Origin of the sequence: Bacillus sp. z60-11, from assembly GCF_046464135.1 — a bacterium.
Lineage (GTDB): Bacteria > Bacillota > Bacilli > Bacillales > Bacillaceae > Bacillus > Bacillus sonorensis_A.
Genome location: NZ_JBIYSN010000007.1, coordinates 261,869 through 274,229, shown reverse-complemented (window position 1 = coordinate 274,229; position 12,361 = coordinate 261,869). Strand labels below are relative to the sequence as shown.

At 47.2% G+C, this 12,361-nt stretch carries 10 protein-coding genes and 1 pseudogene; 2 read left to right on the top strand and 9 right to left on the bottom strand.

Annotated elements, in window-relative coordinates; all coding sequences use genetic code 11:
• Positions 1-83 precede the first annotated feature (83 nt).
• From mprF to ACINLD_RS19260, 5 genes and pseudogenes are all read right to left on the bottom strand, one after another.
• The gene (gene mprF / locus ACINLD_RS19280) at positions 84-2,636 is read right to left on the bottom strand and encodes a bifunctional lysylphosphatidylglycerol flippase/synthetase MprF (RefSeq protein ID WP_077735291.1); all 2,553 of its coding nucleotides are present in this window, start codon (positions 2,634-2,636) and stop codon (positions 84-86) included.
• 182 nt (positions 2,637-2,818) lie between these two features.
• Positions 2,819-3,355, bottom strand: coding sequence for a YfiT family bacillithiol transferase (locus ACINLD_RS19275; RefSeq protein WP_077735292.1), 537 nt, complete (start codon positions 3,353-3,355; stop codon positions 2,819-2,821).
• Between the two features lie 7 nt (positions 3,356-3,362).
• On the bottom strand, positions 3,363-3,983 hold the full coding sequence (locus ACINLD_RS19270) for an NUDIX hydrolase (protein ID WP_026589532.1): 621 nt from the start codon (positions 3,981-3,983) through the stop codon (positions 3,363-3,365).
• A gap of 11 nt (positions 3,984-3,994) precedes the next feature.
• A pseudogene (locus tag ACINLD_RS19265) lies at positions 3,995-4,569 on the bottom strand (NAD(P)H-dependent oxidoreductase).
• Positions 4,570-4,766: 197 nt separating this feature from the next.
• Positions 4,767-6,242 carry an extracellular solute-binding protein gene (locus ACINLD_RS19260; protein WP_077735293.1) on the bottom strand — a complete coding sequence of 492 codons (1,476 nt, stop codon included), beginning with the start codon at positions 6,240-6,242 and terminating at the stop codon, positions 4,767-4,769.
• Positions 6,243-6,297: 55 nt separating this feature from the next.
• Between ACINLD_RS19260 and ACINLD_RS19255 the strand changes: the two genes are divergently transcribed.
• Positions 6,298-7,143, top strand: a complete 846-nt coding sequence (locus ACINLD_RS19255; protein WP_051290468.1) for an AraC family transcriptional regulator — start codon at positions 6,298-6,300, stop codon at positions 7,141-7,143.
• Here ACINLD_RS19255 and ACINLD_RS19250 read toward each other — a convergent pair.
• The 4 genes from ACINLD_RS19250 to ACINLD_RS19235 form a co-directional block, all read right to left on the bottom strand.
• Positions 7,140-8,687 (bottom strand): glycoside hydrolase family 43 protein, encoded by a 1,548-nt coding sequence (locus ACINLD_RS19250; RefSeq protein ID WP_077735294.1) that lies wholly within the window; start codon positions 8,685-8,687, stop codon positions 7,140-7,142. The two genes, ACINLD_RS19255 and ACINLD_RS19250, sit on opposite strands and share 4 nt — an antisense overlap.
• Before the next feature lies 1 nt (position 8,688).
• Positions 8,689-10,260, bottom strand: coding sequence for a glycoside hydrolase 43 family protein (locus tag ACINLD_RS19245; RefSeq protein WP_236251154.1), 1,572 nt, complete (start codon positions 10,258-10,260; stop codon positions 8,689-8,691).
• 157 nt (positions 10,261-10,417) lie between these two features.
• Entirely contained in the window at positions 10,418-11,287 is an 870-nt protein-coding gene (locus ACINLD_RS19240) for a VOC family protein (RefSeq protein ID WP_077735295.1), read from the bottom strand.
• A 26-nt stretch (positions 11,288-11,313) separates the two neighbouring features.
• Positions 11,314-11,736, bottom strand: coding sequence for a DoxX family protein (locus tag ACINLD_RS19235; RefSeq protein WP_026589539.1), 423 nt, complete (start codon positions 11,734-11,736; stop codon positions 11,314-11,316).
• 224 nt (positions 11,737-11,960) lie between these two features.
• On the opposite strand from ACINLD_RS19235, the gene ACINLD_RS19230 reads away from it, so the two are divergent.
• Complete coding sequence (locus ACINLD_RS19230; RefSeq protein ID WP_026589540.1) at positions 11,961-12,296, top strand: winged helix-turn-helix transcriptional regulator; 336 nt, start codon at positions 11,961-11,963, stop codon at positions 12,294-12,296.
• Positions 12,297-12,361 lie beyond the last annotated feature (65 nt).

The following is a 12,361-nucleotide window of genomic DNA, read 5'->3' as shown; positions in this document are numbered from 1 at the left end:
GCCGGTCCTCGTTATCATTCGTGAGCACCGACGCGCAGAATGCGAGGGTTTATCGACACGCTGAGAGCCGCTGCAAGCGGCTCTTATTTCTTTCTCCTCCCAATCAGCCTTGTCACGAGAATCATCGTCACAGGAAGGGATCTGTTTTTTCGGTAAGCCAAATATTTTCCACGCCAAACCGGTTTATATTTTTCCTTAAAGGATCTCAGCCCGCTGAAGCTGTACATATAGCTGACATTGTTGAAAATGACGGCGGCGAGCCGCTCCGTCCAAAACGATTGAAAGGATGTACCCACATTTGAAAGCGGGGCCATCCCCATATTAAATGTCGTATAGTCCTCTTCTTTTGCCCATTGAAACAAATAGATGAACAGTGCGTCCATGATGCCTTTCGGCGCTTTTTCAGAGTAGCGCATCAGATCGATGGAGATTTCGCCTTCGCGGTACATCGGCATGATATTCATAAATGCGACGATTTCACCCGCTTCATTTTTTAAGACGGCGATTGACGCTTTTTGCAAATATTCTTCTTTAAAAAACCCTAATGAAAACCCTTTTTCCTTTTTTCGTCCGAGCCATTCATCAGAGATCTTTCTCAGTTCATCAAGGAATTCTTGCGAAAACGGCGGCTGTTCGACATGGAATGTATAGCCTTCCCTTTCAAAGCGGTTGTATATCGCTCTTAAGCCCGCCCGTTTTTTCCCGCTGATTGTAAATGTGTTGAGATCGATGATCGCCTCTTCGCCAAGCTTGAAAAAACGGTAGCCAAAATCGTGGTAGAGCGCCATGTGCTCCCGTTCAATCTGATAGAACGTAACAAGATAACCTTTTTGATCGGCCAAATGGAGAAACTCTTTTAAAATAAGCGGAAAGGATTCCTTCCGGCCGGAAGGATCGCCGAGAACAACGAAGCGCTGGCCGATCTTCGCAAATTGAATCAGGGCGTTTCCGTCGCTGGAATAAAAAAAGCGCTTATCCCCCAAAAAACCTAAATGGCTCAAAGCATTTCCGCCTTTTTCCTGCAAAAATGCCTCCAGCTTCCGAGGATCGGGTTCTTCGCCGACCTCTTTTGTTTTCCGATTGTACATCGTGATAAATACGGTGAAAAACAACGGAACAAAGAATAAGGCAAACCATGTCGCAAAGTTGACATGGCGGTCGCTGTGAATGAAATATTCTTTCACAAGGCTAGGACCGAGACCCTCCCAAATATTTGAGGCGATAATATTGTAATTCAACAAGGTAAAGAGAAAGATGAACGCTCCCCATGCAAGCTGTCCAAATGTGTAAACGGTCCGCTCCCTCGTAAATTGTCCCCTCAATAAAATAAACAGCATAAAAACGAGAGGAATCAGAAAAACCGCGCTGATGTTAAAACCTTTAAACAGACTGAAAATAAATCCAAACGCCAAAGCGGTCAGCGTCATATAATAGGAACGCTTTGTCCTCCTGTAAAGTTCCAGCGGAAGAATAAGCATGATCAAGGCAAAGCTGAGAGACAGACCATTGAAAAACGTCAGCATGTGTTTGGATATATATGGTATCAGCGTGATCCTGTCGATCGGCAGTGCCACCGAAGCAAGAACAATCACTCCGCAGCAAAATGTGATGACGGCAAGCGAACCATTCAGAAGCCTGAAAAGCAACGCTCTATGTAAAATCAGCAGAATGTTGGTCGTTTCAATTGCCGGGGCAATAATCGGTTTTTCCTCGAGTTTTTTCATTGTATTTCCCGTCAAATCGGCCGCGGCAAAAATAAGGCCGAGGACAAATGGAATAAATGAATATGCGATCCGATAAAGGACAACAGCGGTTAGCGTGATTTCCTGATCCACTCCCAATTGATTCATGCCAATTAAAAAGAGCAGGTCGAACGAACCGAATCCGCCGGGTACGAGACTGATCATTCCGCCGACAGAAGCGATCGCAAAAACGCCGAGCACCGTTCTGGCGTCCAAATCAATCCCCATTGTCACAAGGGCATAATACACGACCGTCCCGGCTGCGAGCCACTCGATAACCGATGCGCCTAAATACGAAAAAAAGACGGGCAGCTTCAAGCCTTTTTCAACGCCGCCGCTTCTTTTCTTTTTGATGATTAAAAAAACGGCTGCAGCCGGCGCAATCACAGCCATTCCGGCAACCGTCAGAAATATCCACGCCTTCTCAAAAAGCATCCCTCCTGAGGGAAGCAGCCTGACAAGGACGAATATACAAAGGACGGACAGCCCGAGGAGGAAGGATGATGCAAGCCAGGCGATTCCCTTGATCAGCTTCTTGACATCACTGACATGCTCTTTATAGAGAATCGTCCGCAAACCGGCTCCTGACAGCCCGCCGAAGCCAAGCACATTATTGAATGAGTTGGCAATCCATGAAACCTTGATTGTTTTCCATTTGGAAATCCGCATCCCGAGGGAGCGCACCAACACAAAATCGTATAAGGACATTGCCGCAATCGCGGCAAAGCCGAGCAAAACCAATATAAAAAGGTCGATTCTTTCCACATTGTTGATAATCAGAAATGTTTCTTTAAATGATAAACCAGCCAGTTCTTTTCTTGCCTGATAGATGACAAACAAAAGAACAGCCGCCGGAAATACAATTCTTAAAACGGATAGTGCATTTTTTTTCATGAAAACCTCTTCTCTCCATGGCAATCAACTCTTACCGAACATCGGGATTAGGACATAATACCCCTATTATCTTACTGCAAATCATCCGCAAAAAAAAGCGGCTCCACCTTAAAGCCGCTTTTCCTCAATTTTGACCACCTGTTTAAAATCAAACGAAAATACGCGAGAGAAGGCGTGCGTTTTTATCTCCATCCCATTCTGTCCCGAAGCGACGTGATATGGGCGATATGATGCTTCGAGTGCCATACATAGAGGGCCAGTGCATGATCAAGGCTGATCTTCTCATTGCTGTCAGGGTGAAGATACGCGTTTTCGAAATCGGCGTCTGTCATCGACTCAAAGAGGGCAGCCCAGCGATGATGCAGCGCATCTAAAAGCGCAATGGACAAATTGGGGTGCAATGTCCGGGCATCTGAAAGCTCAGCCCATTGTTGTTCATCAAACGTGCGGATCAGCGGCGCCTTCTCCGTCAGTGCCAGCTTGCAGCGGAGATAACCGTTCAAATGGCTGTCAGCGATGTGATGGACGACTTGCCTGACTGTCCAGCCTCCATCGCGGTACGGTGTGTCAAGCTGTGTTTCACTGAGGCCTGCCACCGCTTCCTTCAGCAATGAGGGCGCCTGCCTCAGCCTGTTAATGAATTCGGCCCGCCCGCTTTTGTTTGGCTGGAGAGGTGCGGTAAACGTTCCGATTGGATATTTGCGCCGTTCCATGTTCATTCCCCCCTTAATCACAGTACACCTGATGTGAATCGTTTTTTGTCTGAAACAAAAATTCAATCTGTTCATATGTATTTCTCGCTTCTGATAACTCAGGCAAATGCTCCAGCGGGAAAAAGCCGATGTTGTTCGTTTCCATTCCGGGTTCTGCCTTTCCTCCAACAATATCACAGGCGATAAACATTTTATAGACGTGGAATGCGGAAGGCGGATGATTGTGGCACTTTTTGTCCATAACGGCCAAAAGCTTTTGCGCTTTCACCTTCAGACCGGTTTCTTCAAACGCTTCCTTGACGGCGATTTCTTTCGGGCTCAGGCCAATATCGGCCCATCCGCCCGGGAGCGCCCATTTCCCATCCGCTTTTTCCTGAACGAAGAGCAGACGGTCATCTTTAAAAATGACGGCTCTCACATCAACTTTCGGCGTTGGATAGCCTGACTCTCCGGCAAAAACGTCTTGAACTTTTAAAAAATCGGCATCTGAATATTCGGCGATGATTTCGCAGCTAATCTGACGAAGCCGCTCAAAACGCTCTTGATCAAATTCATCCTTTGTATAAGCAAGACCCGCCTGGGCGATCGCCTGCAATTCCTTTGCCCAGTCCAGCCAGTTCAGATTCTTCCTCATGAACCGTCACCTCATCCTTTCAAGATAGACTGATATACACGGTCAAGCCATCTTTTGCGTTTGGCCTCTGAGTTGTATTTTACGCTTGGAAACAGCATGCGCCTGACCTGGCGAACACCGCAAAACTTCAATATGACATCTTTTACGGTCACCCAGTCCGCATTCCGCCGCCAAAACTTCAAATACCAGCCGGGAGCATCAGCCGTATAGTAAACCGAAGCGGTGCGGGCCTTGAGCAATCCCTTCGGCAGGCTTCCTTCGTATGTATAAGCCTCTCCGGCTGCAAACACGCGGTCGATGAAGCCTTTTAAGAGCGCCGGCATTCCGCCCCGCCACAGCGGATAAATGAAGATGAGGTGATCGGCGTTTTTGATGATCTTCCGGTATTCGGCTGTCTCAGGATCGTTTTTCATTTCAGAGCGCCTTTTCTTTTCATTAAATATCAGCACGGGATCAAACCCCTCTTTGTACAAATCGATGACGGTGTAAGAACGCCCTCCATCCTCGCGCTTTGACGACTTGATCTAAGATCGCTCCACCTGAAACTGTTTGGATTGGGATGCGCAAAAATGACCGCTGTCTGCACCATGTTTTCCTCCTTTGTGATTCCTTGATGGAATTATATTGCTTTTTCGCCGGGATTTAAAGAATTTTCACTTGATTTTTCAAAAGCTGTCTTTCATTTAGAAAGACGAGTTATTGAAGTCCTTCCACTCAAAAGCTGATAAAATACAAAAAACCCTCTCCTTTCATACAGTCGTCGGGAGAGAGGTTGTCTATATTTCATTCTTTGCTCTGCCGATCTTGATTCAGCTCCTTGATGATCTCTGCGCCGCCTCGCTCTTCCCATTTATCGACTGCTTGCTGAAAGCCGTTTTCATCGATTTCTCCGAGAATAAATTGAAATGTCGCATCATCAATGATCTTTTTCAACTCTGTGCCTCGTTCCGTCTGTGTCGCAGAGTAGAGCGGTTCCGCCGGATTTAAAACGGCGATTTTCCGGTTGTCTTCTTCAAGCTTTTCATTTTTGGCGCGCAGCGGATCTTCGGCGCTTTTTAAGGCTTGGCGATTGACGCCGATGAGCTGCTGAAGCGGCTGAATGTCCGCTTCCCATAAATGATAGTTTTCTTGTTTTCTGTGATATTGACGTGTCCCTTTCTTTTCATAGTGGACGCCTTCTATTCCATACAGCATGAGGTTATTGATATCTTCTTCAGCAATCCGGTCGAAAAACGCCAGTATGTTTCTGACCTCCTCTTCTGTTTTGACGCTTGATTTTGAAATGGCGAACATGCCTCCATGGCCGCCGAGCGCCCATGTATGCTCTTTTCCGTCAGGACCCTGGATTCGATTGACGATATCAAGCTGAAAAGCAGGATTTAAGCTAAGCCCCTGATCGCGCAAATTCATCGCATCGCTCATGGCTCCGATATAGATCCCCGCTTTTCCCTGAATCACGTGTTCCTGCTGCTGCGTTTTGCTTGTGACTGCAAAATCACGATTCATCAGTCCTTCGTCATAAAGCCTTTTCATATATTTCATCGCCTCTTGGTAGGCACGGCTTTTAAAATCGGGAAACAAGCTTCCATCTTGCCCTGTTCCCCACTCATTGGGCGCTCCTAAATAGGATGCCAATGTTTTGAAAGCCCCAAACGCCAGGTCATTGCGGTCGGCGAGGCCAATCGTGTCATCCTTTCCATTTTGGTCAGGGTCCTGCTCTGTGAAGGCTTTTGCGATTTGATAAATATCGTTGACTGTCTCAGGCATATCCAGTCCGAGATTGTCCAGCCAGTCTTTTCGGATTAAGACGCCCTGTCTCGCCAAAGGCCGTTCTCTATAAATCCCGTAAACTTTGCCATCAATCGAGATATTTTTTACAATGGTTTTATCAAGATTTTTTAAATTCGGGTAGTCTTTTAAATACGGACCGATTTCCCAAAACATCCCTGAGCGAAGCGCGCTTACAACCGCGGAGTCTTCAAGATTCGGCAATGTGATGATTTTAGGCATGCTGCCGCCGGCAAGCGCCGCATTGATTCTTTCTTCTTTTGTCGCATCCGGAACCCAAATCAGACGCAGCTTTGTATCTGTTTTTTCTTCAATGATTTTAAGCGCTTTATCTGAAGGCGGCTGCGGCGTATGAAGCGGAACAAGCCAGTCAAGCTCAAGGCGGGCGCCCTCTTCAGTCGCCGCCTTTTCTTGATTTGCACAGCCGGCTGATAAAGCGAAGAACAACATCAGACAAATCAGCTTTCTCATACCATCCCCTCCATATCCCGATTAGAAATCGCTTTCAAAAGGAGGAATGCCCGATATGCGTCATCCAAAATATTTTATAGACGAGCATTCTTTTTCGATTCAATATATGCATAGAAAAGGATTTACCGAGATGAACGCACCTCACGTCCATGAAAGCTATGAACTTTATTATTTGCTGAACGGAGAACGGACTTATTTTATCAATCAAAGTGTGTATACCGCTGAAAAAGGCAGCATGATCATCATCAATCCCCATGACCTGCATAGAACCTCCAGTACGGAAGTTGAGGAGTTCGAACGCATCCTCGTTAACTTTTCCCACGATTTCATCGAGCCTTTTCTTGACTCAAGCACTTATCCGCTCCTTCCGTTTCCCGAGCATACAAATTTCATCTCCTTCACGCTAAGGGAACAGACGTCTGTTGAGCAGTTGCTGATGGAGATGAAAAAGGAATGCAGACTGAAACAAGAAGGGTTTGAAGATGTCGTCAGAGCTTTGCTGCTTCAATTGCTGTTTACCATATACCGCACCTTGGCGAGCGGCAGACAAAGTGAAACCCGGCCGCTCCACCCAATGGATGAAAAAATCTCGGAAATCGCTTCATACATTCAGGCAAACTTCAAGGAAACGCTCACATTAACCAGCCTTGCCGACCTTTTTTATATCAGTCCGTCCTATTTAAGCAGGGTCTTTAAGAAAGTGACAGGCTTTCACCTTCACGAATATATCCGGCACATCCGCATCCGTGAAGCCAAAAAGTATCTGCGGGACACCGATGAAAAAATCTTGAATATTGCTGAAGAAACCGGGTTTAAGCACATCAGCCATTTCAATAAAACCTTTAAAGACATCGTCGGCATCCCCCCGCTGCAATACCGAAAAAAAAGCGGGGACGGTTAAAACGGCGTATAGCGGAACCAGTCAAAATCAGCGGAAATCCTTCTCCCGCTGCCGCCATTGTTTGCATACATCCCGACCATCGTTCCGGTATGACCTTTTGCATCGCGGGAGCCTTCATCGCTTAGAAAGCTCGCGTTTTCTTGCGATCCCGCGTGATGCCAATGCTTTTCTTCATAGCTGTAATAAAAGTCTCGCTTCTGTTTATTGACGACAGCTTTTAAGACTATCGGACCTTCTTTTGCATGATTTTCGCCAAGCGTCTTTCGGACGCCGTATCGGTTTTCAATCACCTTGATTTTCAGGCCGTCATCATAGATCAGACAGCATTGCAGATAATTGTTCGTGCTGTAATAGCAGGTGAGGCCTGCCTGCTCGCCGTTTTCCGATGGCGCAAAATCCAGTTTCACCGCCGCGCTGTATTGGTGATGCTTTTCTCTTCTGACGATTGTATTTTTCGCACATATCTCGTGTAAATCGGCATCATCCGTCCACAATCTGAGAAACCCCGGCCTTTCTGTCAACGACCAGCTGGAATGGTCGGGATTTCTGACAAACTGCCACTCAGGAGCGAGCGAAGAACCTTCGAAATCATCTAGATTCTTTTCAGCCCATTTGGCTTCCGGAAGGTTCGGGGCTGATTGGATGACGCTCGGGCCGTGAAGATCGTTGATGACAAACCAGCCGTCTTTTGTCCAGCGAACAGGATCGAGTGCCGTTTCCCTGCCGAGGGTTGTGAACTTTCCTTCATTGGGCCGGCCGCAAAGGTAGACCGCCCACCATTCGCCGTTTTGCGTTTTGACAAGCTTTCCATGGCCCGCTCTTTGAAGCGGAGCATCGGGATCAGGCTGGGTTAAAATCGGATTGTACGGGCATGGCTCATATGGGCCGTACAAATGCTTGGAGCGCGCCGTCGTGATCGAGTGGCCATAACCGGTGCCTCCTTCTGCCAAAATGGCGTAATAATATCCATTCGTTCTGAGAAGGTGCGGGCCTTCCGGAGCCCTTTTCCCTGTTCCTTCCCAAATCTGCACAGGTTCGCCGATGATGTCTGTGCATTCGTCATTTAAAGGAAAAAGCGTGCAGGCCGGGCTGAGCAGCATGTAATGCTTCCCGTCATCATCGACGAAATGCGACGGATCGATGCCGCTTTCTTCATCAATGAATACAGGCTTTGAATACGGCCCTTCCGGACGGTTTGACTTGATCATGATCTGCCTGCGGATCAGCTTTTTGCCATTGATCACCGTCGGGCCGTTCAGTCTGTGCGTCGCAAAAATGTAGTACGTTCCGTCATGATACGATATGTCAGGCGCCCAAATGCCGTGTGAATCATAGATTCCGGAAAGATCCAACCCGTCGTTTTCGGTAATGCCGTGGCCGATGATCCTCCAATTGACCAAATCCTTTGAGTGGGAAATGACAATCGCCGGGAAATACTGAAAGGTGGAGTTCACCATGTAATAATCATCCCCGACTCCGATGATGGAAGGGTCGGGGTGAAAACCGGTTAAAACGGGATTTGTATATGTTTTGCTATGATTCAGGTTACCTCACCGCCTTTCCGGCGCTGACGGTGAACCAATCGATGTCACAGCAGCTTCCATCCGCTCCATCTGTACCGATATCGGTGCAAAATACGCCGACTTTGGCTCCCGTCCACACACCGGGAACGGCCTGAAATGAGCCGCCAATTTGTGTGAAATGGTGCTGATCAACGCTGTAGCTGAAGCGGCATAGTGCTTTTTCATCTGCGGTCACGCGAAGATAAACCGTCTCTTCAGTCACCGGGTGCTCCGCTGTTTTCGCGTCTTCTTGAACATCACTGATCCCGCCTTGATAAACCGCAAGTTTGTACATACCGTTTTCTTCTTTTGAAAAGCTGAGGGCTGCATATTGCTTCCCTGTGACGGCCAGTCCGGCCCTGATCGTTTCCGACAAGGCGTACAATGACAGTTTTACTGTAGCGGTAAAGCTCGGTCCCGGAAACTTCTGTGTCAGAAGATTCGGAACACTCCCAAACTTAAAGCCGTTCGACAAAGGGCGGCTGTAAAGGCGAAGGTGGTCGGGTCGAGCGTCAAGGGAATACCAATCGTCTTGCGGATTTGCTTCCCATTGCCACCAAAGCGCAAGATGTTCGGACACAAAATCATCGCTTGTTTGTTGAAAGGGCTCTTTTACATCGTCGCTGTCCGTTCCCGGCTTTTCCCATTCCAAAACCGGCTCGCCGATTCCGTCTTGATTGATATCCTCGCCCATCAAAGGCCAGCCGTCTTCCCAGCGGACAGGCTGAAGATGAACGACTCTCCCGAATGCGCCGCGGTCTTGAAAATGGATGAACCATGATTCCCCTGATTCGAGTTCCACCCAGCCTCCTTGATGCGGTCCGTTAATCGACGAGCTTCCTTGATGAAGAACAACCTTATCTTCATACGGGCCGTAAATATGCCTGCTTCGCAAAACCGTCTGCCAGCCTTTCTTCACACCGCCCGCCGGGGCAAAAATATAATAATAGCCGCCTTTCTTATACAGCTTTGGCCCTTCAATCGTCGGGTGGTTCAGCGTCCCGTCAAAGATCGTCACCCCATCGTCCTCCAAAGCCGTCCCGTCGCTTTTCATCCTGCACAAGTTCAATTTGCTTTTGATGCCGATCCTGCTGTTGGCATACGCATGTATCAAATAAGCATTTCCATCATCATCCCAAAATGGGCACGGATCGATCCAGCCTCTCGTTTCTTTCACATGTACAAGGGGTTCCCAACCTTGAAACGGATCATTTGTTTTGCTCATGAAAATTCCTTCATCAGGGGCGGCGAAAAAGACCCAAAATTCGCCGCCGTGAAAACGGATGCTCGGCGCCCATGCCCCTTTTCCGTGGGCAGGCGTCTCATACTCTCTAAAAGGAAGCTTGTCAAACACATGGCTGATCAATGTCCAATTGACCAAATCTCTCGAATGTAAAATCGGGATGCCGGGAAAACACGAAAAACTTGAAGCCGCCATGAAATAATCGCTGCCTTTCCGAACGACATCAGGGTCCGAGTAGTCCATAAACAGAACGGGATTGCGATAGCGTCCATTCCCAATGTTTGGATTCCAAACGGGCTGATGTTTTGCCACAAGTTCTCCCCCTTCGTTTTTCCAAATAAGTGAAATTCACAATTTATGTTAGCACAGGTGCTGACGCCGAATCTTTGTTATTGATGTCTGTTTTTCTCATTCTTTGCTTTTTTTGTCCTCTGTTTTTACCCACTAAAAAAGGTGAAACAGCATTGTTTCACCTTTTTTGAATCGCTAATCTGATATCAACGCCTGAAGACGGGTCTTTGACAAACCATGCGTCCGCTTTTCTCTCAGCCATATGACCGGAGCTTTCCAGCTTTTTTAATGTCCTGGCAAGCTCGGCTTCATCAGGCAGAAGGATGGTGTAGTAAGCCATTCCGGCAGCCTCGGCGGGAGCAAATGGAGCATATCGTCCGGCCCAGAGATTCAAACCGATATGATGGTGATAGCCGCCAGCAGAGACAAAAAGCGCTGACATGTTTTGATAATCCCCTGCAATACCGAACCCCAGCACAGAGTGGTAGAAATCCTTTGCCTGTTGCAGATCCCTGACATGAAAATGGACATGGCCGATTTTGGTTTCCGGGGGAAGACCTTTCCACTCCTGACTCCCGGCTTCCTCAAGAATCCCTCTCACATCAACAGGTTCGGTTCCCATCACATAATTTCCTTGTTCATCACGTTTCCATCCTTCCCGCGGACGGTCCCGATAGATTTCGATTCCGTTTTGATCCGGATCTGACAGATAAAACGCCTCACTGACAAGGTGGTCTCCCTGGCCAATGTCCATACCAATACGGAGCAGATGCTTTACCGCAAGTCCAAGCTCTTTGCGGTTTGGCAGCAAAATAGCAAAATGATAAAGGCCTGCCGCCGATCTTTCAGGCAGTACGACGGCATTCGGAATTTCTTCCAGCACCACGAGCGGATGCGCGCCGTCTGCCGTGAGTTCTGCCGTTTTGAGATCACGTTTTAGGATTTGAAATCCGATCATGTCTCGGTAAAAAGAGATCGATTTTTCAAGGCTTTTCACCTTCAGTTTGACATATCCTAGCTCTGTTTCTGGATGGATTTGCTGGATCATCGGTTTTTTCCTTCTTTCTCGCTGTTTTATTCCACAGACAATCCTTCTTGACGGTTTGCGCGGAACAAGCGGTCCAAAGCCAGCATGCCGCTTCCGTTTAAAGCAAGGTAAACAGACATGGCAAGCAGCGCTACATCAAATTCATAGCCTGCTCCTCCGTCAGATCCCATAAATCCGGCAGACAGCTTCACTGTGAAAATCGCACCGAGCATCACAAGCGCAAATAAGATTCCGATGACCCGTGTACCAAGACCGAGAATCATCAAAGCTCCTCCCAGAAGCTCAATAATGGCCACGACATAAGCAAGAAACCCCGGAATCCCGACGCTCGTGAAAAATCCTGCAGTGTTTTCAATACCGCCTTGAAACTTGGAAATACCATGAAGCAAAAATGTAAGACCTGTTACCAATCGTAAAATGAATGCGCCAATTTCGTATTTGTTGTTCATTATAATCTCCTTTTTTTCATGTTTTATGAAGAAAACAATACCTCCCGACAAGCATCGACTTATCAATCTAGCAACACATCATCACCATGTGATCCTCCTTTTTTCGTTCGTTACTTACTTTGTGTAAGTTAGTATATATAAATAACAAACTTACGTCAAGTCATTTTATGACCTTTGCTCAATTATTGATCTACGTTATAATAGACCTAGAGAGGTGAGGAATAGTGAGCCTATCATCTTTATGTCCCAAATTTGAAAAAGGAATGAAAATGATAAGTCAGCGCTGGAACGGATTGATCATTTACCAGCTTCTAAACGGCCCGCAGCGGTTTTGCCATATAGAATCGTCCCTTCCCATCAGCGGAAGGCTGTTGTCAGAAAGATTAAAAGAACTGGAACATGAAGGCATTATCCACCGCCATGTATATCCTGAAACCCCGGTGCGGATTGAGTATTCTTTAACTGAAAAAGGACAGGCTCTTGAATCGGTCCTTAAAGGAATGGAAACGTGGTCACATGAATGGGTCAAGCTTGATGACCCGAAAGAAAAAGAATCATAGCGCAAAAAAGGCAAGCATTTTCATGCATTGCCTTTTTTTTGTCCGTTTTTAATTTTTCCTTAAGT